The sequence below is a fragment of the Virgisporangium aliadipatigenens genome, assembly GCF_016863615.1.
Lineage (GTDB): Bacteria > Actinomycetota > Actinomycetes > Mycobacteriales > Micromonosporaceae > Virgisporangium > Virgisporangium aliadipatigenens.
Genome location: NZ_BOPF01000069.1, coordinates 1 through 24,037, shown reverse-complemented (window position 1 = coordinate 24,037; position 24,037 = coordinate 1). Strand labels below are relative to the sequence as shown.

21 protein-coding genes and 2 pseudogenes are annotated in these 24,037 nt (G+C 70.8%); 13 read left to right on the top strand and 10 right to left on the bottom strand.

Annotation, left to right across the window (positions count from 1 at the left end; all coding sequences use genetic code 11):
- From Val02_RS45620 to Val02_RS48015, 9 genes and pseudogenes are all read left to right on the top strand, one after another.
- Positions 1-372: pseudogene (locus Val02_RS45620) on the top strand (hypothetical protein); the annotation flags it as partial.
- A 117-nt stretch (positions 373-489) separates the two neighbouring features.
- On the top strand, positions 490-2,043 hold the full coding sequence (locus Val02_RS45615; RefSeq protein WP_239153831.1) for a S8 family peptidase: 1,554 nt from the start codon (positions 490-492) through the stop codon (positions 2,041-2,043).
- 86 nt (positions 2,044-2,129) lie between these two features.
- On the top strand, positions 2,130-2,618 hold the full coding sequence (locus tag Val02_RS45610) for an SRPBCC family protein (RefSeq protein WP_203905635.1): 489 nt from the start codon (positions 2,130-2,132) through the stop codon (positions 2,616-2,618).
- Positions 2,619-2,648: 30 nt separating this feature from the next.
- The gene (locus Val02_RS45605; protein ID WP_203905634.1) at positions 2,649-3,029 is read left to right on the top strand and encodes a response regulator; all 381 of its coding nucleotides are present in this window, start codon (positions 2,649-2,651) and stop codon (positions 3,027-3,029) included.
- Positions 3,026-3,400 carry a response regulator transcription factor gene (locus Val02_RS45600; protein ID WP_203905633.1) on the top strand — a complete coding sequence of 125 codons (375 nt, stop codon included), beginning with the start codon at positions 3,026-3,028 and terminating at the stop codon, positions 3,398-3,400. The genes Val02_RS45605 and Val02_RS45600 overlap by 4 nt, the downstream gene beginning before the upstream one ends.
- Positions 3,401-3,407: 7 nt before the next feature.
- Positions 3,408-4,592: a HEAT repeat domain-containing protein gene (locus tag Val02_RS45595; protein WP_203905632.1), complete on the top strand. Its 1,185-nt coding sequence runs from the start codon at positions 3,408-3,410 to the stop codon at positions 4,590-4,592.
- The gene (locus tag Val02_RS45590; RefSeq protein WP_239153830.1) at positions 4,589-6,022 is read left to right on the top strand and encodes a glycosyltransferase family 2 protein; all 1,434 of its coding nucleotides are present in this window, start codon (positions 4,589-4,591) and stop codon (positions 6,020-6,022) included. Before Val02_RS45595 ends, Val02_RS45590 begins: the two co-directional genes overlap by 4 nt.
- Before the next feature lie 7 nt (positions 6,023-6,029).
- Positions 6,030-6,647: pseudogene (locus tag Val02_RS48020) on the top strand (RibD family protein); the annotation flags it as partial.
- Positions 6,636-7,106 (top strand): cytidine/deoxycytidylate deaminase family protein, encoded by a 471-nt coding sequence (locus Val02_RS48015; protein ID WP_239153832.1) that lies wholly within the window; start codon positions 6,636-6,638, stop codon positions 7,104-7,106. The pseudogene Val02_RS48020 and the gene Val02_RS48015, both read left to right, overlap by 12 nt.
- 16 nt (positions 7,107-7,122) lie before the next feature.
- On the opposite strand, the gene Val02_RS45580 is transcribed toward Val02_RS48015, so the two are convergent.
- On the bottom strand, positions 7,123-7,848 hold the full coding sequence (locus Val02_RS45580) for a hydrolase (RefSeq protein ID WP_203905630.1): 726 nt from the start codon (positions 7,846-7,848) through the stop codon (positions 7,123-7,125).
- Positions 7,849-8,041: 193 nt separating this feature from the next.
- Here Val02_RS45580 and Val02_RS45575 point away from each other — a divergent pair, with 193 nt between their 5' ends.
- Positions 8,042-8,434 carry a VOC family protein gene (locus tag Val02_RS45575; protein WP_203905629.1) on the top strand — a complete coding sequence of 131 codons (393 nt, stop codon included), beginning with the start codon at positions 8,042-8,044 and terminating at the stop codon, positions 8,432-8,434.
- Positions 8,435-8,447: 13 nt separating this feature from the next.
- On the opposite strand, the gene Val02_RS45570 is transcribed toward Val02_RS45575, so the two are convergent.
- From Val02_RS45570 to Val02_RS45545, 6 genes are all read right to left on the bottom strand, one after another.
- Entirely contained in the window at positions 8,448-10,013 is a 1,566-nt protein-coding gene (locus Val02_RS45570) for a hypothetical protein (RefSeq protein WP_203905628.1), read from the bottom strand.
- 223 nt (positions 10,014-10,236) lie between these two features.
- Entirely contained in the window at positions 10,237-10,884 is a 648-nt protein-coding gene (locus tag Val02_RS45565; protein WP_203905627.1) for a 4a-hydroxytetrahydrobiopterin dehydratase, read from the bottom strand.
- Between the two features lie 57 nt (positions 10,885-10,941).
- Positions 10,942-13,764, bottom strand: coding sequence for an AbfB domain-containing protein (locus Val02_RS45560; RefSeq protein ID WP_239153829.1), 2,823 nt, complete (start codon positions 13,762-13,764; stop codon positions 10,942-10,944).
- A 291-nt stretch (positions 13,765-14,055) separates the two neighbouring features.
- Positions 14,056-15,495, bottom strand: coding sequence for a hypothetical protein (locus Val02_RS45555; RefSeq protein ID WP_203905626.1), 1,440 nt, complete (start codon positions 15,493-15,495; stop codon positions 14,056-14,058).
- A gap of 95 nt (positions 15,496-15,590) precedes the next feature.
- Positions 15,591-16,295, bottom strand: a complete 705-nt coding sequence (locus Val02_RS45550) for a response regulator transcription factor (protein ID WP_203905625.1) — start codon at positions 16,293-16,295, stop codon at positions 15,591-15,593.
- On the bottom strand, positions 16,267-18,123 hold the full coding sequence (locus Val02_RS45545) for a sensor histidine kinase (protein WP_203905624.1): 1,857 nt from the start codon (positions 18,121-18,123) through the stop codon (positions 16,267-16,269). The genes Val02_RS45550 and Val02_RS45545 overlap by 29 nt, the downstream gene beginning before the upstream one ends.
- A 381-nt stretch (positions 18,124-18,504) precedes the next feature.
- Between Val02_RS45545 and Val02_RS45540 the strand changes: the two genes are divergently transcribed.
- On the top strand, positions 18,505-19,581 hold the full coding sequence (locus tag Val02_RS45540) for a peptidoglycan DD-metalloendopeptidase family protein (protein ID WP_203905623.1): 1,077 nt from the start codon (positions 18,505-18,507) through the stop codon (positions 19,579-19,581).
- A complete protein-coding gene (locus Val02_RS45535; RefSeq protein WP_203905622.1) occupies positions 19,578-20,213 on the top strand; it encodes a response regulator transcription factor in 636 nt (211 codons plus the stop codon). The genes Val02_RS45540 and Val02_RS45535 overlap by 4 nt, the downstream gene beginning before the upstream one ends.
- Here the strand turns inward: Val02_RS45535 and Val02_RS45530 are convergent, their stop codons facing one another.
- The 3 genes from Val02_RS45530 to ligD are packed head-to-tail and all read right to left on the bottom strand — an operon-like array spanning position 20,214 to position 22,223.
- Complete coding sequence (locus tag Val02_RS45530) at positions 20,214-20,708, bottom strand: peptide deformylase (protein ID WP_203905621.1); 495 nt, start codon at positions 20,706-20,708, stop codon at positions 20,214-20,216. It lies immediately after the preceding gene.
- Positions 20,705-21,205 (bottom strand): glycine cleavage system transcriptional repressor, encoded by a 501-nt coding sequence (locus Val02_RS45525; protein ID WP_203905620.1) that lies wholly within the window; start codon positions 21,203-21,205, stop codon positions 20,705-20,707. Before Val02_RS45525 ends, Val02_RS45530 begins: the two co-directional genes overlap by 4 nt.
- Positions 21,198-22,223 (bottom strand): non-homologous end-joining DNA ligase, encoded by a 1,026-nt coding sequence (gene ligD, locus Val02_RS45520; RefSeq protein WP_203905619.1) that lies wholly within the window; start codon positions 22,221-22,223, stop codon positions 21,198-21,200. The genes Val02_RS45525 and ligD overlap by 8 nt, the downstream gene beginning before the upstream one ends.
- Before the next feature lie 1,620 nt (positions 22,224-23,843).
- Between ligD and Val02_RS45515 the strand changes: the two genes are divergently transcribed.
- Positions 23,844-24,037 (top strand): peptide-methionine (R)-S-oxide reductase (locus Val02_RS45515; RefSeq protein ID WP_203905618.1); only part of this gene is annotated, 194 nt, incomplete at its 3' end.

Below are 24,037 nucleotides of genomic sequence, written 5' to 3'. Positions count from 1 at the left end.
GCCGTGGACTCCTACGTCAACACCCAGCCGGGCGCCTACCACTACGGCGACTTCAACTACCTGATGAACCGCACCGACAGCCCGAAGTTCCCGGGTTGGTACAACTGGGCGCTCACCACCGGCAAGCCGATCATGGTCGCCGAGTGGGGCATGTACGACTGCAAGAACAACTGCAGCCCGACCGAGAAGGCGAAGATCTACGGCACCGTGCTCGAGCAGCTGAAGAAGATGCCCGCCATCAAGGCGATGGTGTACTTCGACACCGCCTCCGACCAGCAGGGCCTGGACATGCGCATCGACAGCACCAAGGAGAGCCTGACCGCGTTCCAGAAGATCGCGGCCGACCCGATCTTCAACGTCCGCGTCCGCTAGACATCCACGAGGGGCCCGACCGGCAACGGTCGGGCCCTTTTCGTTGTACGGCACGGAAACCGAGCGGCACCCGCCCGGATCCCGGGTGCGCCACCCGGCGGACGTTCCATAGTGGACATGAGCAAACCTCGCCGCTTTGCCGCCAAGCTCCTCGTCGCCGGCTCGGCCGCCGCGGCCGCCGCCGCGTTCATGGGTGCGGGCGCCGCGCTCGCCGCGCCGGCCGAGGGAACGGTCGTGAACGCCGGTGCGGCAGGCGCGATCAAGGACTCGTACATCGTCACGCTGAAGGCCGGCACGGCCGAGTCTGCGCAGCAGCTGGCCGCCCGCTTCGGCGGCACGGTGAACCAGGAACTCGACACCGTGCACGGCTTCACGGCGCGGCTGACCGAGAAGTCCGCCCGGCGCCTGGCCGGGAACCCGGCGGTGGCCACGGTCGAGCAGGACCGCGCGGTGGCGCTGGCGGGCACCCAGGCCGGCGCGGAGTGGGGCCTCGACCGCGTCGACCAGCGCGACCTGCCGCTCGCCGGCAGCTACGTCTACCCGAACACCGCCGCGAACGTCACCGCCTACGTGCTGGACACCGGCGTGCGGCTGACCCACAGCGAACTCGCGGGGCGGGCGAGCAGCGGCTACGACTTCATCGACAAAGACGCCGACGCCTCCGACTGCCAGGGGCACGGCACCCACGTGGCGGGCACGATCGCCGGCAAGACGTACGGCGTGGCCAAGGCCGCCAAGATCGTGTCGGTCCGGGTGCTGAACTGCTCCGGTTCCGGCAGCTACAGCGGCATCATCGCCGGCATCGACTGGGTCACCAAGAACGCCAAGAAGCCCGCGGTCGCCAACATGTCCCTCGGCGGCGCCTCCTCCGCGACGCTCGACACGGCCCTGCGCAACTCGATCGCGGCCGGCGTGACGTACGCGGTCGCGGCGGGCAACGAGAGCAAGGACGCCTGCACGGTCTCCCCGGCCCGCACCGATGAGGCGATCACGGTCGGCGCCACGGACTCCACCGACCGCCGCGCGGCCTTCTCGAACTTCGGCACCTGCCTCGACATCTTCGCGCCGGGCGTGAGCATCCTCTCCGCGACGAAGGACAGCGACACCTCCACCGGCCGGATGAGCGGCACCTCGATGGCGACGCCGCACGTGGCGGGGGCCGCCGCCGTGTACCTGTCGGCCAACCCTGCCGCGACGCCGGCGCAGGTGCGCGACGCGCTGGTCAACGCCGCGACGCCGAACAAGGTGACCGACCCGATGGGTTCGGCGAACCGGCTGCTGTACCTGACGACCGGCGCGGTCACCACGCCGACGACGCCGGTGGGCACCTGCACCGCGTCGGACGGGACCGACCGCGCGATCGCCGACCGGGCCACCGTCGAGAGCAAGCTGGCCGTCGCCGGCTGCACCGGCACCGCGTCGGCCACCAGCACGGTCGAGGTGCACGTCAAGCACACCGACCGCGGCGACCTCGCGCTCACGCTGGTGGCGCCGGACGGAAAGACGTTCCCCCTGAAGGCCGCGACCATCGGCGACAACGTGTCGAATCTCGACGCGACCTACACGGTCAACCTGTCGACCAAGACCCGCAACGGCACCTGGCGGCTGCGGATCACGGACGCCTACTCGGGCGACCGCGGCACCCTGGACCGTTGGACGCTCACCCTCTGACGCACCCCCGGAAAGTCGGGCCCGCAGCCACACGGCTGCGGGCCCGACTTATACCTTTTACGGCAAAAGCGCAGTACCGTGGATCCATGAGCGCGCGCCAGACGACCGTCCGCATGTCGGTCGAGCTCGACGTGCCGGACCGGGTCGCGTTCGAGCGGATCTGCCGGATCGAGGATCACCCGCAGTACCGGACCGGCGTCCTCCGCGTGCAGACCCGGTCCGAGACGGAGTTCCGGGGGGAACTGGCGGAGTCCGTCTTCACCGCGCGGATCCGCCGACGGGAGCCGGACCACCTGCTGCACTGGCAGACCGTCACCGGCCCGACCTACGAGGAGATCGTCACGGTCGAGCCGGTGTCGACGCTGCGCAGCCGCATCATCGTCGAGGCGACCGGCCCGGGTGACCTGATGTCCCAGCTCGCGCTGGATGTGATCGAGTTCAAGCGGGCGGTCGAACGGGACCACCCGCACGGCGGCCACCACGCCAACGAACTCCCGCCCGCCTCCTTCCGCCACCGCTCCAACTGGCGCGACGGCCTGCTCTACGGACGAACCGGCGCCGGAGAACCACACTAATGCGTACAAGTTACGAATTAGGATGATCCTGTGGAGCACCCGCCGCACGTACTGGTCATCGAGGACGACGACGACGTCCTCGACCTGCTGGACGGGCACCTGACCCGGCTCGGCTGCCGGGTCAGCCGCGCCACGGACGGGGAGCAGGGCGTGGCCACCGCCGTCGCGGAGCGGCCCGACGTGATCTTCGTGGACATGGTGCTGCCCGGCATCGACGGCCGGGAGGTCGCCGACCGCCTCCGGGGTGACACGCGCACCGCGGACTGCAAGATCGTCGTGACCTCGGTGCTCGACCCCCAGGACGTGGACGACAAGCGGTTCGACGGCATCCTGACCAAGCCGTTCCGCCGCGCCGACATCCGCACCGCGCTGACCACCGTCGACGTCGCTATCCCGGAGGTCTCCCCATGACGGCCATTCTCATCGCCGACGACGACGAGGACATCCGCGACCTGGTGGCGTTCAAGCTGGAAGCGGCCGGCTTCGACGTCACCGCGGTCGACAACGGGCTCGCCGCGCTGTCCGAGGCCCGCGTCTCCCCACCCGATCTGGTCGTCCTCGACGTCATGATGCCCGGGCTGTCCGGCATCGACGTGTGCCGGCAGCTGCGGGCCGAACGTTCCACCGCGCACCTGCCGATCATCCTGCTCACCGCCCGCGCCCAGGAGGGTGACGTGCAGGTCGGGTTCGGGGCCGGTGCGGACGACTACGTGGTGAAGCCGTTCAGCCCCAAGGAACTGGTCAGTCGGGTCGAGGCGGTCCTCGCGCGGGCCCGCGCGTAGCGCGCCGATGACACTCGCCGATGCCGCCCGGTTGGCGATCCTGGCGCTGCTGGTCGCCGCGTGCGTGTTCGGGCTGCTGACGATCGGCAGCCGGTTCGTGCGGCGGGCCCGCGAACGCCGCCGGACCCGCCTCGCCGCACCGGCGCGCCGGATGCTCCTCGCCCTCGCGGCCGGCGATGACGACCCCGACCTGGTGGAACGCCTCGCCGCCGTCGAGCCGCAGGTGTGGAACGCCGTCGAACCGGCCGCCGTGGCCATGCTCGGCAAGGTGCGCGGTGAGGCGCACGCGGCGCTGGTGATGGTGTTCGTGCGGCGCGGGGCCGGCGAACGCGCTCGCCGCGACCTGCACCGCTGGGGTGCCGTGCGCCGGGCGCGGGCCGCGGAGGTGCTCGGGAACCTCGGTGCGCGCAACGCCGTCGGCGACCTGTGCGCACTGCTGCAGGACCCCGATCCGGACGTGCGGGTGGTGGCCGCCCGCGCGCTCGGGCGCATCGGCGACCCCACCGCCGCCGAGCGGCTGCTGCACTCGGTGGCCGGGCGTCGGGGCGTTCCCCCGCAGCTTGTCGCTCATGCGCTGATCAAGCTGGGGATCGCCGCGCAGGGCGAGGTGGTCGCGGCGCTGGAAAGCCGGCACGACATCGTCCGCGCGGCGGCGGTCGAGGCGCTCGGCCTCATCGGCGCCGCCGGCACGGCCCACGAGGTCGAACGCCGCCTGCGCGAGGACACCTCCTTCGAGGTCCGGATGCGGGCGGTCCGCGCGCTCGGCCGGCTCGGCAGCCGGGCGGCGCTGCAGCCCCTCATCGACGCCTCGAACGACGACCTTCCGGTGCCGCTGCGCGCCGAGGCGGCCGAGGCGCTCGGCGACCTCGGCTCACCGGCCGCCGCCGCGCACCTCGGCACACTGCTCTGCGACCCGAACTACCGCGTCGCGCACAACGCCGCGCGCGCCCTGCTCAAGCTCGGCAAGAAGGGCTTCGCCACCCTCAACGAGGTGGCCGCGCGGCCGGACATCGGCGCGGTGCCGGACAGGTCGGCGGCGCACGCGCTGGAGGCGTTGGCCATAGCCGCGCTGGAGGAGGAACGCCGCGCCCACGCCGCGGCCCCGGTGCGAGAACCGGACCCGCCGGCCGAGGCACCGGCCACCTCCTCGCTGTGGGAGGCGGTCTCCTCCGGCCGCAGGTTCAGCCCGTGATCGCCGAGTACGTGCGGGAATGGCTGCGCGTCACCGACCTCGCCATCCTGTTCTACTTCCTCGCGATCAACACCTCGTACCTGATCCTGATCGTGCTCGCGGCGGCCGAGTTCGTGAAGCACAGCCGGCACCGGCCGTTCGCCGGCTTCGAGGAGATGTACCGCAGCCCGCTCACCCCGGGCGTGTCCGTGCTCGTGCCGGCCTACAACGAGTCGGCCGGCATCGTCCCGGCCGTGCACGGGATGCTGGCGCTGCGCTACCCGCTGTTCGAGGTGATCGTCATCGACGACGGCTCGACGGACGACACGTTCGAGCGGCTCAACCGCGAGTTCGACCTGGTGCAGGTGCCGCTGGTGATCCCGGACGAGGTGCCCACCAAGGGGATGGTCTTCGGGGTCTACGTGCCGCGGCTGCGCCCGGAGCCGCTGACCGTCGTCGTCAAGGAGAACGGCGGCAAGACCGACGCGCTCAACACCGGCATCAACCTCGCCAGGCACCCGCTGGTGTGCATGGCCGACGCCGACTCGATCATGGACCCGCAGGCGCTGCTGTCGGTGGCGAAGCCGTTCTCGGACGATCCGCTGCGCACCGCCGCGACGGGTGGCGTCGTCCGCATCGCCAACGGCTGCAAGGTCGTCGCCGGCCGCATCGTCGACGTGCAGATGCCGCCGTCGTGGTTGGTGCGCATCCAGGTGGTGGAGTACCTGCGCGCGTTCCTGCTCGGGCGCACCGGGTGGTCGCGGCTCGGCGGGCTGCTGGTGATCTCCGGGGCGTTCGGGATGTTCCGTCGGGACCTGCTCGTCGAACTCGGCGGGCTCGATCACAACACCATCGGCGAGGACGCCGAACTGGTCTTCCGCCTCCACCGGCACCTGCGCAAGAAGCGCCTCGACTACCGCGTGATCTTCATGGCCGAACCGGTCTCCTGGAGCGAGGCCCCGTCGAGCCTGCGCGTGCTCGCCCGGCAGCGCAAACGATGGCACCGCGGCATCACCGAGATCCTGTGGAAGCACCGCGGCATGATCCTCAATCCGCGTTACGGCCGGATCGGGCTGGTCGCCATCCCGTACTACGTCGTCTTCGAGCTGCTCGCCCCGATGATCGAACTGGCCGGCGTGATCATGATGCCGCTGGGCCTGCTGCTGGGCGCGATCGACCTGACGTTCGCCATCCAGTTCCTGCTCGTCGCCTACGGCTACGCGATCGTCGTGAACCTCATCGCGCTCGCGGTCGAGGAGCTGACGTTCCACCGGTACTCCCGATGGACGGACCTGGTCGCGGCGATCGGCGCCTCCGCCCTGGAGAACATCGGCTTCCGGCAGCTGACGGCCGTGTGGCGCTCCAGCGGCACCGGCGCGGCGATCCGGCGCGGCCGGCAGGTGTGGGGCGAGATGACCCGCACGGGATTCAGCGCTCCGGAAGGACCATGATGGTCCGATGCACGTGGTGGTCAGTTGCGCGGTGTCCCTGGACGGGTACCTCGACGACGGTTCCGCCCGGCGCCTGATCCTCTCCGGGCCGGCCGACCTCGATCGGGTCGACGCGCTGCGGGCCACCTGCGACGCCATCCTCGTCGGGGCCAACACGGTGCGCCGGGACAACCCGCGGCTGCGCGTGCATTCCGACGTTCGGCGGCAGGAGCGGGTGCGCGCCGGCAAGCCGGAGAACCCGCTGCGGGTCACCATCACCGGTTCGGGCGACCTCGACCCGGACGCGCCGTTCTTCGGCCACGAGGCGCTGGTCTTCACCGCGCCGGCCGGGCTCGACCGGGTCACCGGGACGCTGGGCAAGGCGGCGACGGTGCTGCCCGCCGAGGACCTCGCCGACGTGCTGCGCGATCTCGACGCCCGCGGGGTCGAACGCCTCCTGGTCGAGGGCGGCAGCGCCATCCTGACCGCGCTGCTGGCCCAGGGACTCGTCGACGAACTGCAGGTGGCGATCGCCCCGATCCTGGTGGGCGGCGGGGTCCGGTTCCTCGGCGGCGGCGTCTTCCCTCCCGGGCGCCTCACCCTCGTGGAGATGCGGCGGGTCGAGGACGTCGCCGTGCTCACCTTCGGGCGCCCGCCGCACGACGACCGGCACTGGCTCGGCGTCGCGATCGCGCTCGCCGAGAACTGTTCACCCGTCCCGGGCGCGTACAACGTCGGCGCCGTGGTCGTCGCCGCCGACGGCACCGAACTCGCCCGCGGCTACTCCCGCGAGACCGGGCCGGACGTGCACGCCGAGGAGGTGGCGCTGGACCGGGTCGACCCGGCCGACCCGCGCCTGGCCGGCGCCACGCTCTACTCCTCGATGGAGCCGTGCGGGGTGCGCCGTTCGCGGCCGGTGCCGTGTGCGCACCTCATCGCCGCCTCCGCCGTGCGCCGGGTGGTGTACGCGCTACGGGAGCCGCCTGTGCTGGCGGCCGGAGGCGGCGACGCGGTGCTGCGCGCGGCCGGGGTCACCGTGGTGGAGGTCCCCGATCAGGCCTTTCTGGTACGGCGCACCAACGGACACCTGATACCGACCTTCTGACGATGCGGGTCGGCCGTTACGCGGCCTGCGCCACGGCGAGTTCGCCCTGCACCTCGCCCAGGTACTGCCAGCGCCCGACGTCCCGCGCGCTGTAGGCGTCGCTGCTGGCCAGCAGCCGCACGCCCGCCTCCCCGAACGCCTTCGCCAGCCGGCGGGTGGGCATGCGGTGGCGTTCGCTCAACTCGACGGCGGAGCCGTTGGTCTTGCAGGCCGCCACGAGTGCGCCGACGGCGTCGTCGTCCACGGCCGACTCCGGGATTCCGGCCTGCGCCAGGAACTCCAGCGGCCGGGCCAGGGTGGTGGGCGCGTAGCGGCTGACCCGTTCCATCGCCAGGCAGGTGACGTCGACCAGGCGCTCGACGACCTCCTCGGCGCGCATGGTCCCCCGGTCGATCAGGTTGCGGATGGCCTCCGGGCCGAGCAGGCCCGACTGCATCGGCAGTCGCGACAGGCCCACGGAGATGACCTCCAGCCCGCTCAGGTCCGACGGGAACGCCAGCCACCCGTCGACACCGATCGCCTCGACCTCGACCCCGCGCTTGAGCGTCAGGTCGGTGCGCTGCTGCGCCCGCTGGATGGTGGCGAGGTAGGACGGCAGCCAGCCGGTGTCCGGGCCGACCCGGTCGGCGAACGTCAGCTCGGCCAGGCCGGCCGCCTCGGCGGCGGCGACCAGCACGCTGATGCTGTCGTGGCCGGCCGAGTAGGCGGTGTGGACGTGGGCGTCGCGGCGCAGATCAATCATGGTCGGCTCTCTCCGGGTCGGACAGGGTGGCGGGTGGTGTGACACCAGATTGCGGCTCCCGACCTGCACTGCGGGCTGCCGCACCGGTGCCATCCGGTTAGCCGATCCGGCCCGGCTGAACACCCCTTGAGCCTTCGTTGACCGTCTGCTCGGAGACGCGCACTAGCATAAGCCGCGCCTTATACTGTTTGGCATGCAGAAGATCACCACGTTCCTGATGTTCGAGGGCCGGGCCGAAGAGGCGATGACCTTCTACGTCGGCCTCTTCGACGACTCGGCCGTCCTCGACGTGCAGCGCTACGGCCCCGAGGGACCCGGCCCCGAAGGCTCCGTCCTGCGCGCCGCGTTCCGGCTGGCGGGAAACACGTACCAGTGCATCGACAGCCACGTGAAACACGCCTTCGGCTTCACGCCGGCGATGTCGCTCTTCGTCGAGTGTGCCGACGAGGCGGAACACGACCGGCTGTGGGCGGCCCTGTCGGAGGGCGGGCAGGTCCGGATGCCCGTGGACAACTACGGCTTCAGCAAGAAGTTCGGGTGGACCGACGACCGGTTCGGCGTGAGCTGGCAACTGAACCTCTCCTGACCGCGCCGCGGCATCAGGCCAGCACGTCGACCAACCCGATCGGACGGCTCGCCACCCGGGCCAGGTTGACCTCGGCCGTCGCCGCCAACTCGATCGGCGACGCACCCGTCGTGGCGCTGGCGTGGACCACCCGGTCGACGCCGGCACCGACGAGCGGCGCCAGCGTGCGCAGGGTCCCCGCGAGCGCCACGGAGGTCAGGTCGCCGGCGTGCACGATGAGATTGCGCTGGCGGTACAGGCGGCGGAACGCGTCCTCCAGCTGCGCCACCACCCGGCGCATGGTCTCCTCGGGCTGCGCCACCAGCGCCGCCATCCGCCGCAACGCCAGGTCGTGCCGGACCCGCTCGTAGGCCACCTCGACACCCCCACGCAACGCCTCCTCGAACTCCCGCGCACGCGCCACGCCGTCCGGCAACGCGCGCAATCGTTCGGCCAAACGGTCGTCCGCGACCGCCAGATGAACATTGGCGATCGAGGCCAATTCGACGGCCGCGTAGCTGCAGGCCACGATCCGCGCCATTCTGTTGGCGGCGACCACCCGATTAGCGGTATCGCCGGGACCCACGAACAGCGTTTCTATCGCCGCCCAGCTTCCTGTCACCGCAGCCGCGGGAGTGCCCGCGTCCAGCGGCTCCAACAACTCGAGCACCGCGCCGAGTTCATGCGAAAGGGTAAGGCCGAAAATCGCGCTGTAGCGCTGCAGGGACAGTACCTGTACGCGCCGAGGCGGCTGAGCGAACGGAATGCCCCCCTCGTCCCCGGTCAGATAAAGTCGCTTGCCGAATTCCAGCCGCTGCCGCGTCCCGACCCGAAATCGCGACTCCAATCTCTTCGCCTCGGCCGCGACCTGTGCCACCGCCGAATAGCGGTCGCGGGCATCGACCTGGAGTAAAAGCCCGCCGTCCTGCCGGGCAGGTGGCGCGTCGGGAAACCAACGCGCCAGCCAATTGGCGGTCCGCGACGCGCTGTACCAGTGGTCGTCGTCCGGCGGCAGCGGCGGCGCCGCAGTGAGCGGCACCATGATCCCGTATCGGATCGTTGGCCGCCGGGCCAGGTCAGCGGCCCTATCGACCAGGTCGACCAGCTGCTCTCCCAGGGGACCGTACTTGCCGTGATAGGTCCACCACTTGTGCAGGTAGACCTGCGAATAGCCGATGTCGAGAAGATAGCTCCCGACCGCCCGGGACACGATCTCCGCCGGCGGGCGGGACGAACGAATCTCCTCGGCCCAGCGGGAAAGATACTTCTCGTGCGCCTCCTCGAGAAGCAGGCGCAGCGCATAGGCATCGTGGCTCCGAGGCGGCAGGTCCCTGTTGAGATGACCGACCAGAATGCCGCGCTCCTTCATCCCGCCGAAACCGGGATCTCGCTTGACCCGATTGATCAGTCCTTGAGCAAGGTATTTGACCGAGCTTTCCGCGAGCACGCCCGCTTGGCGCGCCTTCCATGCCTCGAGCAGCTCTTCCACTTCCAGCGGCGCACTGAGTCGCCAGAGCCGTCGGGTCCAGGGCATGCTCTCCGTGTAGAAATCGAGGAGACTGTTCCATACCGCAGCGTCATATGGGTTGTCCACCAGCACCGTAGGGGTGTATCCTGTCCCTCATAGGGAGGGATTCGCCTAACAAGGCCGGTCCCTCCTTTTCCGTCTCTTCCGTGGCACAGCGCTCCTGGCATGTGAATACGCATGTCATCGCGTGATGCAACCCGGAAATGAGAACCGGTAAGAAGGAAAAGCTCGCGGCGCACGAGGGAGCCCTCGGTGCCGGCAGATTACCCCACCGGACGCGGGGGCGGTGCCCCGTTCAGCCCCAGCAGGCGACATCCACCTCATTGCCCTCGGGATCGGCGAGCGTCCACCACTTCGGGGCGCGCGAGCCGTCGACGATCCGGCCGCCGGCCGCCAGTGCGGCGGCCACCCGCTTCTCCGCCTGATCCGTGGCGACATAGACATCGATGTGGATGCGGTTGCGCTGCGACCGTGGCGCATCCATCTGCTGGAACCAGAACGACGGCCCGCGCCGCAGCCGGTCGAGCACGTCCTCCTCCCCCTCCTCGCGATAGCCGAGAACGGCGGCCCAGAACGGCAGCACCGACGGAATGGCCATGGCGTCGATCGCCACCTGCACATGCTGAACGTAGGACGGATCGGCCACGTAGCCCGCCGCGTGCGCGGCGCCGGAGATCGCCCGGGCGAGTGCGGCGTCGCGGGGGCTCAGCCCACCGGGGTCCGCGCTGAACAGCCGCACGAACACGCCCTCCGGGCGCAGGTCCACGTCGGGGTGATGGCCGGCGGCGAGAGCCTGTTCGCCGACGAGGCGCACGAGCGACAGCGCCGCCTCGAACGAGCCGGTCGGGAAGAACGCGCACGCCCAGCCGCCGCCGAGCACGACCCGCCAGTCCTCGACACCGTCCTCGGCATAGAACTCCGTCGACCCGTACTGCTCCACCATGCTGCCAACCTACAAGCGCCGGCCTCCCGAAGAAGGCCGGCGCTCGAGGTCAACGGGTCACGGAGCCCAGGGCGCCGCCACGTTCCAGCTCGCGTCGGCGGAGAGCGTCAGCGGCCGGTTGAACCCGCTGCCGCCACCCGACGCGAGATATACCCCGGCGTCGTAGTGCCGCAGGAACGAGCCCGGGATGTTCAGCGCCTCGAACGTCACGCCCACCTTGCCCAGCCCCGGCCGGGCACACCAGGTGGCGTCGGCCTGCATGAGCGCGGTGCCGTCGTTGACCGAGTTGCGCACCCGGCCGTCGGCGTGCCGCAGGAACTGGCCCTGGAAGTTCACCGACTCGAACGAGTAGCACGACGAGTCGGCCAGCCCGCGGCGAACCGTGTACGTGGCGTCGTTCTTGAGCAGCGCGCTGCTGTTGCCGTCGACCACCTCGGTGTAGGCGAGGCTGTCCGCGTGACGCAGGTACCGGTTGCTGAAGTTCCACGTGGTCACCTGCAACGACTGCCGGACGCCGGTGGCCAGCAGGACGGAGCTGCGCCACAGCGACGGGTTGGCGACGTTCCAGGTGGCGTCGGCGGCGAAGCCGCTGGCGGTGTCCCAGGCGTTCGGGCCGCCGCTGCGTGCGAGGTACACCGCCTCGGCGTAGTGGCGCAGGTAGGAACCCGGGAAGTTGAGCGACTCGAACGAGGTGCCACCGGCGGCGAGCCCCGGCCGGGTGCACCAGGTCGCGTCCGCGGCGAAGCTGCCGCCGGTGTCGGCGTCCAGCCGGACCCGCGAGTTGGCGTGCCGCAGGTACCGGCCGGGGAAGTTCACCGACTCGAAGGAGTAGCAATGCGGGTCGGCCAGCCCGACGACCGTCCGGAACGACGCGTCCTGTCGCGCGCCGTCCGCGCTGCTGGTGTTGATCACATCGGTGCGCGCGAGTGAGTCGGCGTGCCGGAGCACCCGGTTGGTCAGTCCGGAGGTGGTGACCTGGAACGTGCGCACGTGGCCGAGCGACAGCGGAACTGCCGCGTTCAGGTTCTTCGACGCGTGGATCAGTTCGGTGTTCGCCGCGCGGACCAGGTTGGTGTCGACCTTCTGGATCCGCCGGTCGTAGGTGAGCAGGCCGTTGTACTCGCCCTCCACGTCGGTGATCTCCGTGTAGACGTATCCGGAGAGGCCCTTGGTGATCATCAGTTGCCGGGCGTCCCGGATCATTCCGGTGAACCGGTCGTTGAGCTGCGCGGCGCTGGCCATCTGCTCGTAGGCGAAGAAGCCGCCGTGCGGGCTGTACTCGTGGCCGGGCGTGCGCAGCCCGAGCCCGCCGAACTCACCGAGGATCGACACCCGCGTGGCCGACGGCGCCGGAGCGTCCGGGCCGGTGTAGATGTGCCAGTCGATCATGTCGCCGGTGCCCGGGTCGCCCTTGGAGGCGCAGCAGTTGAAGCCGCTGTGCGCGTTGATCAACCGCGTGGGGTCGTAGTTCTTCAGGCTCGTCGTGACCCGCTGGGTCTCGCCGAGGTTCCACTCTCCCCAGCCCTCGTTGAACGGCACGTAGGCGATCACCGCCGGGGAGAAGCGGTGCTCGTCGACGATCTCCCGCGCCTCGGTCTCGAACTGGGCGATCTGCGCCGGCGTGCGGTTGGCGTCGAACGCCTGCGTGGACGGGATGTCCTGCCACACCAGCAGTCCCAGGCGGTCCGCGTGGTAGTACCAGCGGGCCGGCTCGACCTTGATGTGCTTGCGCACCATGTTGAAGCCGAGGTCCTTGTGCTTCTGCAGGTCGGAGGCCAACGCCGCGTCGGTCGGCGCGGTGTAGAGCCCGTCCGGCCAGTAGCCCTGGTCGAGCGTTCCGGCCTGGAAGACGAACTCGCCGTTGAGCGTGGGCCGCAGCACGCCGTTGACCAGCTTCTTGCCGACCTCGCGCATGCCGAAGTAGTTCACCACCGTATCGACGGTGCCGCCCGTGGAGTTCCGCAGCGACACCCGCAGGTTGTAGAGGTACGGGTCGTCGGGCGACCAGCGGCGGGCGTTCGGGACGGGGACGGTGAACTCGGTGAAGCCGCCGGTCGCGCTGCCCACCACGGTGGAACCGGCCATCGCCTCGGCGAGGACGGTGTGCCCGCTGACGTTCCCGCGGGTGAACACGCGCACCCGTGCGGTGTTGTCGGCGAGGTTCGCGTAGATGTCGACGGAGTAGATCGACGAGGCGGCCGTCGGCTCCAGCCACACGGTCTGCCAGATGCCGGAGACCGGCGTGTAGAAGATGTTGCTCGGGCTGTTGGTCTGCTTGCCGATCGGCTGCTTCTCGCCGCGCCCGTCGGTGGGGTCGTAGACGCGCACGACGAGTTCGTTGGTGCCGCCGTTCAGCTGGGGCGTGATGTCGACCTCGAACCGGTCGTAGCCGCCCCGGTGCGAGGTGACCTGAACGCCGTTGACCCAGACGGTGGCCTCGTAGTCGACGGCCCCGAAGTGCAGCTGCACCCGCCGCCCGGCCCACGCCGCCGGCACCGTGAACGTGCGGCGGTAGAACATCAGGTCGCGGTTGTCGTTGCGCATGACGCCGGAGAGCGCCGACTCCACCGGATAGGGAACGAGGATTCGCTCCGGCAGCGTCTGCCCGATCGGCGGCGCGGCGTTGCGGTTGACGTTGCCGCTGCTGTCGGTGGCCGGGTTGAGGAACTCCCACTCGCCGTTGAGGGGCTGCCAGTCGGGCCGGGTCATCTGCGGCCGCGGGTACTCCGGAAGGGGGTTGGTGGTCGAGACCTGGCCGGTCCAGGGGGTGCTGAGCGGCGGGGTCTTCGGAACGACCGCCTGGGCGGGCGCCCCGGAGGCGACGAGTCCACCGGCCGCGAGAGCGGCGGCTGCCAGGGCTCTGAGGAACGAGTGGCGCATGAGGCTCCTCCAGCGCGAGCCGCGCGGCATCGGCACACGTGCCGCCGTGGCGTACGGACGTGTGGGAACGCGCGAAACGAGGGTGTGGGCGGGACGCAGTGGGAGGCCTGCGCTGGTCTCATATCGATTGCCATGAGGGCCAGTGCCGGGAACCTAACATGAAACACCCATCAACGGAACTGCTCGACATCGCGCAAGAATCCAACAGATTCAAACAGCGCAGGGTCCAAAACGAACGTTCGTTCTCCGACGGTGCACGAACGCACCGGAAAGACGAACGCTCGTTCGCGGTCAGCGGCGGCGGCGCAGCCCCATGGCGATCAGCACCGCGGCGACCGGCTTGCGAACGTTCTCGCGCCACCAGTGGGCGGTGTCGGCCACGAGCCGGCGCGCCACGGCGGCCGTTCGCCGGGAAAAACGAACGCACAACCGCCATCCCCAGCGGACCGCGCGGCCGACCGGGCGCAGCAGGTAGCGGAATACGACGCCGGCCGCCCAGACGAACGGCTCGACCAGCAGCCGCCGCCCGACCCAGAGCAGCGGCCGCACGAGGAAGCGTTCGACAAAACGGCCGACCGGAATCCGCAGCCCCCAGACGAACGCCGCCGGCGCGACGACGAGGTGTCGCCACGACCACGCCACCGGGATCGCGATCAGCACCCGGCCGGCCCACCGCATCGCGCGACCGATGGCATCGCCCGCCGCACCGACAAACCCGAAGATCGGAACGGCGACGTGGCGCCACAGCCACGACACCGGCTCGACGACCAGCACGCGGCCGAGCCACCGCAACCCGCGGCCGATCGGTAGCCGCAGGCTCCAGAGAAAATCGAGCGGCGTCACGACGAGGTGCCGCCACAGCCACGACACCGGGATCGCGATCAGCATTCGGCCGGCCCACCGCATCGCGCGACCGACGGCATCGCCCGCCGCACCGACAATCCCGATGATCGGAACGGCGACGTGGCGCCACAGCCACGACACCGGCACGGCGATCAATACGCGGCCGAGCCGACGGAGCCCGCGATGCATCGGCAGGCGCAGATCCCAGAGGAAAACCAGCGGCGCGACGACAACGTGCCGCCACAACCAGGAGACCGGCACGGCGATCAATACCCGACCGAGCCACCCCAACGGTCGCGCGACGAACCGCACGAAGAAGCCGCCGGCCGGCCGGCGCAGCGCCCACAGAAAAACGAGCGGCGCCACGACGGCGTGCCGCCACACCCACGCGACCGGCGCGGCGACGACCACGCGTGCGAACCACCGCACCGCGCGCCCGACCGCGTCGACCGCCGCACCGACAAACCCGATGATCGGAACGGCGACGTGGCGCCACAGCCACGACACCGGCTCGACGACCAGCACGCGTCCGAGCCACCGCAACCCGCGGCCGATCGGGTGGCGCAGCGCCCACAGAAAAGCGAGCGGCGCCACGACGAGGTGCCGCCACAACCAGGCGAGCCCGTCGCCGATCGGAGTGAGCACGTGTCGGCCGACCCACCGCAGCGACCGGTGCACGACCAGCGCCGCCGCCACGGCCCCGGCCCACGCGATCGACGCCGGCACCACGACCGCCAACGCGAACGCCCGAACCGGCCACTGGATCCAGGCCGGAATCTCCGGATCGGGTTCGGGGGTGTCGACGGGTGGCCGGCGCGTCAACGTCGGCAGCGCGGACACCGAACCCCGCTCGCGCCTGCTGTGCCGCGGCACGTGCACCCCCGTCATGCGCGACATGCTATTCAGTGCGACCAAGAGGGCCGCGTCACGGAACCCGCGACGCGGCCCTCGAAAAGCGTGGCCCTTATATAAGAGGAGAGAACTCAGCCCGTGGCGCTCGACGACGTCGGCCGCCGGTACCGGTAGCCGAACCCGCGCACCGACTCGATCGGCGACGCGTCCGGATCGGTCCACCCGAGCTTGCGGCGCAGCCGCAGCACCGCGAACTTGACGCGTTCGGGGCCGATGCCGGTCGGGTCGTCCCACGCCTGCGCCAGCAACTGGTTGGGCGAGAGCACCGCGCCGGCGTGCCGGACGAGGACGTTGAGGAGGCGGAACTCCGTGGGCGTCAACCGCACCTCGCCGCCGTCCACGAACGCCCGCCGCGCCGCCGGGTCGATCCGCAGCGTGCCGTCGTCGTACACCTCGTCGGCCCAGGACGCGCTCTGGCCGGAGCGGCGCAGCAGCGCCTCGACGCGCGCGACCAGTTCCGCGTTGGTGAACGGCTTGGTCAGGTAGTCGTCGGCGCCGCCGCGCAGGCCGCGCACCTTGTCCGACTCCTGGCCGTGCGCCGTCAAAAGCAGCACGGGAACGTCGGAGACGTCGCGCAGCCGTTCGAGCACCTGCCACCCGTCCATGCCGGGCAGGCCGATGTCGAGAATCACCAACTCGGGGCGTTCGCTGTACGCGTCGCGCAGTCCGGTGCGCCCGTCCTTGGCGTGCGCCACCTGGTGGCCCGCGCGTTGCAGCAACAGCCGCAGCGCCAGCGCGATGTCCGGGTCATCCTCGACCACGAGTAGCCGGCTCACGGTCCACCTCCGTCTGTCGTACCGGTCGAGAAGGAAGCGACACCGTGACCGTGGTGCCCACTCCCTCAGTGCTGGCGACCTGGATCGTGCCGCCGTGGAGTTCGACGATCGCCCGGCTGACCACGAGGCCGAGGCCGGTGCCGGGCGGTGCGGAGCGACCCGCGGCCGCCGCGATGTTGGAGCCGCGGAAGAACGCGCTGAACACGCGCGCCACCTCCGCGGCCGGAATGCCCATTCCGGTGTCGTTCACCTGCAACTGCCAGCCGTCGTCGACGGGCAGCGCACGCACCGACACCTCACCGCCGGGAGGCGTGAACTTCAACGCGTTCCCGAGCAGGTTGTCGAGAACCTGGTGGATGCGCGTCTCGTCGCAGGTCAGTTCGGGACCCTCGACGACGTCCGCGACGAGCCGCAACCCGGCGGACTCGGCGGCCGGGCTCCGGTCGACGACGGCCGAACGCACCAACTCCGGCAGGCGCACCGGCGCCGGCCGCAGCTGCAGGGTGCGTGCCTCCAGGCGGGACAGCAGCAGCAGATCCTCGATCAGGCGCAGCAACCGGTTGGCGTTGCGGTCGATGACGTCGAGATAGGTGCGCTGATCCTCGCTGAGGCTGCCGCTGCCGGCATCCCCGAGCAGGTGCGCGAACGCCACCACCGACGACAGCGGCCCGCGCAGTTCGTGCGCGACCGTTGCCACGAACTGGTTGTTGAGCGCGGCCGCCTCCGCGAGGCTCCGGTTGGACTCCTCGAGCCCACGCCGCACCAGCACCCGCGCCGTCACATCGCGAACGTGCACCAGCACGCCGCCGGCCCGTCCGCTGCGATCGGCTTCCAACGGCACGAAGTCGAGTTCGAGGATGCGGCCGTCCTCGAGGGTCAGTTCCTCGCCGACGACGGCGTGCCGGGCGGCGACGATGTCGCGCAGCCTTGCCACGTCGGCCGCTCCGCCGGCGAAGCCGGGCTGAAGCTGTGCCAGCAAACGGATCCAGCTGCGATCGAGGTTCAGCGGCACCGGTTCGTCGAGGCGCAGCAGCCTTCGCAGCGCGTCGTTCGCCACGGTGATGCGCTGCTCGTCGTCGATCAGCAGGATGCCGTCGCGCAGCGTCTCGACCAGGCCGTCGAGGCGACCGCGTTCGGCATCGGCGGCGTTCTCTGCCGCGCGCTGCACCGAGACATCGATGCCGAAGTATGCGACGACACCGGCGCCCGGCTCGTGCACGAAGCTGCGCGTGGCGAACTCGAAGCGGCGCCACACGCCGGAAGCCGTGCGCAGCCTCAGATCCACGCACCCCTCGGGGTGCTCACCGGCGCATGCAACTACGTAACTATCGAGCGCCGCCGCGCGGTCGTCGGGATGCACGAGATCGAGGAGCGTTCCGGAGGGCGGCGTGCCGCGGTCGTAGCCGAGCAGCGAAGAGAACGCCTCGGACATCGGCGTCCATCCCCGCAACGGGTCGACGACGACGATCAATGCGCGGGCGTTGCGGGTGATGACGTGATAGAGCGGCGGCACCGCGGTGATCTCCTCGACCACGGCACGGCACGGCAGGCGCAGTGCGCGTCCGGCCGCGTCGGCGATCCCGTCGAGGACCGGCCGCAGGGTCCGGTACGTCGCGACCTCGTCGCAGCGCGCCCTCAACTCGAGCCGCCATTCGGGCGTGCCCACCGGCTGGCTGGTGACGTATCCGCCCTCGGGTGCGCCCGCTGACGACGTTCCCCGGCAGATGCGAAGGTCGGAGAGACCCGGAAGGTCGCGGACGTGGGCGACAAGGGACTGGACCTCGACCATGCCGACGGCGCGCTCGGCACGGGACAGCAGCTCACCCACGGCCGGCGTCGGTAGCGCGGCCGCGGCGACCCGATCGGTGTCCCCGCGCACTGTCCTCCCTCGCCGCCCCTCGACCCGCGATGCGGGCGGCCTCGAATGCGAAATCCGTTTGGATTCTACGTATTTTTGCTGCTTGTACCTGGTTCTTGGTGATTTAGCCATGAATCTGCATTCGTCAGCCCACAGGCGCCCTCCGGCCGGATGACCCGTCGGGAGACCGGTCAGGTCGCAACCGGTCTGCATCCAAGAGGCACCTGATCAGCCCCCGTAGGTGGGCAGCCTCATTACCGGGACCCCGGTCGGCCGGCCGGGGACGGTGGCGCAGATCTTCCGGGCCTAAGCCTTCCGGACCGGAACTGCACAGACTGGGAAGGAACCGACATGCGACGCCGTACTGCACGGATCTTCGGGTGGGCAGTGGCCGCCGCGGGAGCCGTGGCGTTCGCCTTGGGATCCGCTCCCGACTCCGCCGGAGCCTCCGGCGAGCCGGTCGGCGCTGTCGTCTCGATCGACACCGTCAACGTGATCGTGCGCGAGGCCCCCGCGGCCGACGCTGCGCGCGTGGACGTGCTCGAGGACCGCGCCACGGTCACCGTCGAGTGCCAGGTCACCGGCGAGAACACCGCCGGCCGCGTGCGCACCACGGACCGCTGGGACCGCCTGCAGACCGGCGGCTACATCGCCGACGCGCACATCGAGCGGGACGAGGACAAGATCGTCCGCAAGTGCGCGACCGACGCTCCCGAGGACGTCTCGGACGCGCCCGCTGAGGAGAAGCCCGCCGCCTCGCAGCCGACCACCGGCCTTCCCGAGATCGTCGACGTGACCGTCCCCGCCTCCACGGTCAACGCCGACGCTCAGGTCGACGCCGCGCCCGAGGCCGCGCCCGCGCCGGTCATCAAGGCCCGCACGAAGAAGCTTCCCGAGCAGAACCTCACACCGCTCGCCACCGTCCTGGGCGACTGGGTCCAGCCCGTCGGCAAAGTCGACATGGGCGGGTTCCGCACCCCGACCCGGCCCGAACACGACGGCGTCGACCTCATGGCAGCACGCGGCTCGCCGATCGCCGCAGCAGCCTCAGGGGTCGTCATCACCGTCAAGTGCAACTCCTCCATCGGCAACTGCGACGTCGACGGCTCCCCCTCGGTGAAGGGCTGCGGCTGGTACGTCGAGATCCGGCACAAGGACAACGTCGTCACGCGCTACTGCCACATGGCGCGCATGCCGGACGTGAAGGTCGGCGACAAGGTCAAGGTCGGCCAGGTCATCGGGGCCGTCGGCAGTTCCGGCCACTCCTCCGGGCCGCACCTGCACTTCGAGGTGCACCTCGGCAAGACGGCCACTCGGGCCAACGCCGTCGACCCGGTCCCGTTCATGCAGCAGATGGGTGCGCCGCTCGCGGGCCCCATCGACCCCGCGGTAACACCCCACACCCCCGTCAACAAGGAGTCCGCATGAATGTCCGCCTGGTGACCGTCGACGAGCACGTGCTGCTCCGCCTGGGCCTCGCCCGGGTGGTGGCCGGCAGCGGCGACATAGACCTGATCGGCGACGCCGGCAGCGCCGACGAGGCGCGCGAACTGATCCTGCGGGTCCGTCCCGACGTGGTCACGTTCGACGCCGCGCTCACCGGTACCGACGGATTCACCTTCGCCCGCGAACTGCGCGCGCACCTCCCCCGGCTCGGCCTCGTGCTCCTGAGCGCGGTCGCCGACGACGCACTCCTGTACCGCGCGCTGGACGAGGGGCTGTCGGCGTACGTCACCAAGGCCTCGCCCTCGGCGACCGTGGTCTCCGCCGTGCGGCACGCCGCCGTCGCGCCCGACTCGTTCACCGCGCCCGGGCTGTCGGCCGCGCTCGCCCGCCGGCGGGCCAGCAACGGCCTCCTGTCCCAGCGCGAACGCCAGGTGCTCTCGCTCATGCGCGACGGCATCAGCCTTCCCGGAATCGCCACCCGGCTGCAGGTGTCGGAGGCGACGGTCAAGACCTACGTGGCGCGGCTCTACACCAAGCTGCGGGTCAACAACCGTTCGCAGGCGCTGATGGCGGCCGTCAACCAGGGGCTGCTCAGCTCCGTGGACGCGGCTTAGTCAGAGGTAGGTCTTCCGGGGATACACGGCGTGCGCGCCGGCCACCCGGTCGAGGAAGAGCAGTCCCGCGCAGTGGTCGATCTCGTGCTGCAGGGCCCTCGCCTCGAACGCGTCAGTTCGTAGCTCCACCCGTTCGCCGCTCCCGGGTGCCTGGCCCACCACCAGCACCCGGCCGGCACGGCGAACGTCCCCGGTGAGGTCGGGCACCGACATACAACCTTCCCGACCCTTCTCCCAGCGGGTGGCCTCGACCACCTCGGCGTTGCACAACGCGAACGCCCCGTGGCACGTGCGGGCCTTCGGATGCCCGGTCACGTCGACGACGAAAACCCGCAGGCTCAGCCCGACCTGAGGCGCCGCCAGGCCCACGCAGCCCGGCGAGACGCGCATCGTCCCGAAAAGACTTTCTGTCAGTCGCACGATCTCCGGGTCCGTCGGATCGACGTCCTTCCCCGGCGTGGCGAGCACCGGATGCGGCGCTGTATGGACCCTCATAACAGGTCGGAGTCCGCGGCACGCAGTGAGATCTCGAGGTCGAGCACCTCGGCGAGACGCGTGCGCAGCGCGTCCGGATCGGGCAGGTCGACCTCCGCGATCAACAGATACAGGTCGCCGGCGAGACGCGTCGACAGGTCGGTGACGTTGCCGCCGGCCGCCGTAACCGCGCGCGCGACCGTCGCCACCAGACCCAGCCGGTCCGCGCCGTGCACCGTCAGCAGATACGGCGTTCCCTTTTCCGGCGCCGCTTCCTCCGGCGGCACGTCGCGCACCGACACCGTCAGCGTGCCGTCCCGGATCAGCGGATCGAGCGCCGACTCGACGTCGGAGACGGGCACCTCGCCCGCGCACACCAAGGTCATCGCGAAGTGTCCGCGCAGCCGCGTCATGACGGAGTCGGTCAGGTTGAGACCGAGCCCGGAGAGTGCCTCCGCGACGTCGGCGATGATGCCCGGCCGGTCGTGGCCGATGACGGTGACAGCGAGTTCAGCCATTCGTCTTCCGGTCCCTGTCCTTGCTCGGCTGCACGCGCTTCGGCTCGCCGGGCATCTTCGGATACTCCGGCGGGTAGGGCAGGTCGCCACCCGTGCCGGCCTTGTCGTCGCGTTCGGCCCACTCCAGGAGCGGGGCGATGTCGTGGGCCACGTCGTCGATGGTCGCGTGCGGGTCTCCTATTTTCTGGAACCGGCCCGGCATGCTGCGCAGGTCGAAGTCGTCCGGCTCCACGTTTGGCAGCTCGTCCCAGGAGACCGGCGCCGAGACGGTGCCCCGCGCGTTGGCGCGCAGCGAGTAGGCGCACGCGATCGTGCGGTCCCGCGCCATCTGGTTGTAGTCGACGAACACCTTGGTGCCGCGTTCCTCTTTCCACCACGCGGTGGTGACGAGTTGCGGTCGGCGCCGTTCGATCTCGCGGGCCAGCGCGATGGCGGCCCGGCGCACCTCGACGAACGGATGCTCGGGTTTGACGCGCACGTACACGTGCACCCCGCGGCCGCCCGACGTCTTCGGGTAGCCGATCCAGCCGAGCTCGTCGAGAATCTCGCGCAACGTGCCGGCCGCCTCGACCGCGTCATGGAAATCGGTCCCCGGCTGCGGGTCCAGATCGATCCGCAACTCGTCGGGCAGATCCACGTCAGCTTTGCGCACCGGCCACGGGTGGAACACGATCGTGCCCATCTGCGCCGCCCAGATCACGTGCGCGAGATCCGCCGGACAGAGTTCGTCGGCCTTGCGGCCGCTCGGAAACTTGATCTCCGCGGTTTCGATCCACGGGGGAACGCCCCGCGCGGGCACGCGCTTCTGGAAGAACATCTCGCCCTCGATGCCCTCCGGAAAACGTTGCAGGGTGGTGGGCCGCTCCCGCAGCGAACGGAATATCCCCTCGCCGACAGCCAGGTAATACTCGACGACGTCGCGCTTGGTGTAGCCGCGCTGCGGGAACACCACCCGGTCCGGACTGGACAGGCGAACGGTCCGTCCGGCGACCTCCAACTCCACCGCCTGAGCTGCCATGCCGCCGACCTTAGCCGCCCGCGGCCCACTCGTTGCGCTCTCCGTCCAGCGGCCCGCCGGATTCGACGATCAACCGTTCGCTGTTCGCCTGCGCCGGGTGAACGCCACGAGCACGGCTCCCAGCGTCAGCAGGGCGCTGCCCAGCGCGGCGGCCTGTCCGGCCCCCTCCCTCGAGCCGGTGACCGGCAGGCTGTTCCGCGAACGCCCATTCGCGGAAACCCGGGTGTCGCCGGAAAACGAACGATCGTTCGCGATGGCGGTCGGGAAGTCGGCTGCGGCGCCGGCGCCCTGGGCCGGGACGTCGGGGATGCCGCTCGTGCCCGCCGGGGTGTCCGCTCCGCTGCCCGGCGGGATCGGTGTCCGGGGCAGCGCGGGCGTGTCCGGGCCGCCCGCGATGCCGCCTCCGCCGCCTGGGGTGTCGGGAGGGCTCGGCTGGTCCGTTGCGGGGGTGCGGGGTCCGCTCGGGGGCACTGGGAGACTCGGCCGGTCTGGCGTGTTCGGCGCGGCCGGTGTGTTCGGCGCGGCGGGTGTGTCGGGGCCGGTCGGCGTGTTCGGGCCGGTCGGCTGCCCTGGAGTACTTGGCCCGCCCGGCTGGCCCGGCGTGTCCGGACCGGCCGGACGCCCTGGCTTGTCCGGTCCGCCCGGCTGACCTGGGGTGCCCGGCGTGCTCGGCGCGCCGGGTCCACCGGGCTGGCCCGGGGCGCTCGGCGTGGTCGGCTGACCTGGGGTCCCCGGCCCGCCGGGCATACCCGGCCCGCCCGGCACGACCGGCTGGCCCGGGGTGCCCGGCGCGCTCGGCACATTAGGTCCACCGGGCTGACCAGGGGTGCCTGGCGTGGTCGGCCCGACCGGCTGGCCCGGGGTGTCCGGCCCGCCCGGGGTGTCCGGCGTGTCGGGGCCGCCTTGAGTGCCCGGCCTGTCGGGTCCGCCGGGGACATCAGGACCGCCTGGCCAGCCCGGCCCGCCTGGGACGTCGGGGACGTCGGGGACGTCGGGAGCGTCGCCGCCCGGAGTGTCCGGGCCGCCGGATGTCCCGGGGCCGTAGCCGCCGCCCGGTTTCCCGCCACCCGACCGACCGGCGTCGGACGCGCCGCCGCCCCGCCCGTCACCACCGGACACGCCCGAGCTGCGCCCGTCGCCCCGGCGGTACGCCAGCCCCGAGTCATCCGCCGCGACGTCCCCGCTGCTACGCGGATACGCGAGCCCGGAATCATCCGCCGCCACATCCCCGCTGCTACGCGGATACGCAAGCCCGGAGGCGTCCGCTGCCATATCCCCGCCCGGATCCGCCGGCCCGGAGTCGTCCGCCGGAGCGCCAACCGTCGCCGGGCTGTCCGAGGCCGGATCGCCGGCCGGCGCATAGGCGCCGCACTCAAGGTGAGGGAGGGCGCCTTCCCGCGCCGCGAGGCACTCCCCGGCGGCCGGCGCCGCGTGTGCCGCACCCGCAGGAAGCACCCCCGTCAGCCCGAACACTCCGATCGCCAGCACCCGAGCCAGGTTCCTCATGCGCCCCGTTCCCCGTTCCGTAAGACATTCAGTAACCCGACATTAATGCACAAAACACTCATAAGAGAGCAGAACGTCTGACGAATGAACGTTCGCTTTCGTACCGTTGAGCGCATGACCGAAGCCCTCCCGACCACCGAAGACGAGTGGCGCGTCCGGCTCACCCCGGCCGAGTTCCGCGTGCTGCGCCAGGCCGGCACCGAGGCCCCCTGGACCGGCGAGTACGTCGACACGAAGACGTCCGGCGTGTACCACTGCCGCGCCTGCGGAGCAGCCCTGTTCGACAGCGACACCAAGTTCGACTCGCA

Bases quoted from the DNA above. Each gene is read 5' to 3' on its own strand.
- Val02_RS45615 (WP_239153831.1), top strand. From the start codon at position 490: ATGAGCAAACCTCGCCGCTTTGCCGCCAAGCTCCTCGTCGCCGGCTCG.
- Val02_RS45610 (WP_203905635.1), top strand. From the start codon at position 2,130: ATGAGCGCGCGCCAGACGACCGTCCGCATGTCGGTCGAGCTCGACGTG.
- Val02_RS45600 (WP_203905633.1), top strand. From the start codon at position 3,026: ATGACGGCCATTCTCATCGCCGACGACGACGAGGACATCCGCGACCTG.
- Val02_RS45595 (WP_203905632.1), top strand. From the start codon at position 3,408: ATGACACTCGCCGATGCCGCCCGGTTGGCGATCCTGGCGCTGCTGGTC.
- Val02_RS45580 (WP_203905630.1), bottom strand. From the start codon at position 7,848: ATGATTGATCTGCGCCGCGACGCCCACGTCCACACCGCCTACTCGGCC.
- Val02_RS45575 (WP_203905629.1), top strand. From the start codon at position 8,042: ATGCAGAAGATCACCACGTTCCTGATGTTCGAGGGCCGGGCCGAAGAG.
- Val02_RS45565 (WP_203905627.1), bottom strand. From the start codon at position 10,884: ATGGTGGAGCAGTACGGGTCGACGGAGTTCTATGCCGAGGACGGTGTC.
- Val02_RS45560 (WP_239153829.1), bottom strand. From the start codon at position 13,764: ATGCGCCACTCGTTCCTCAGAGCCCTGGCAGCCGCCGCTCTCGCGGCC.
- Val02_RS45555 (WP_203905626.1), bottom strand. From the start codon at position 15,495: ATGACGGGGGTGCACGTGCCGCGGCACAGCAGGCGCGAGCGGGGTTCG.
- Val02_RS45540 (WP_203905623.1), top strand. From the start codon at position 18,505: ATGCGACGCCGTACTGCACGGATCTTCGGGTGGGCAGTGGCCGCCGCG.
- Val02_RS45535 (WP_203905622.1), top strand. From the start codon at position 19,578: ATGAATGTCCGCCTGGTGACCGTCGACGAGCACGTGCTGCTCCGCCTG.
- Val02_RS45530 (WP_203905621.1), bottom strand. From the start codon at position 20,708: ATGAGGGTCCATACAGCGCCGCATCCGGTGCTCGCCACGCCGGGGAAG.
- Val02_RS45525 (WP_203905620.1), bottom strand. From the start codon at position 21,205: ATGGCTGAACTCGCTGTCACCGTCATCGGCCACGACCGGCCGGGCATC.
- ligD (WP_203905619.1), bottom strand. From the start codon at position 22,223: ATGGCAGCTCAGGCGGTGGAGTTGGAGGTCGCCGGACGGACCGTTCGC.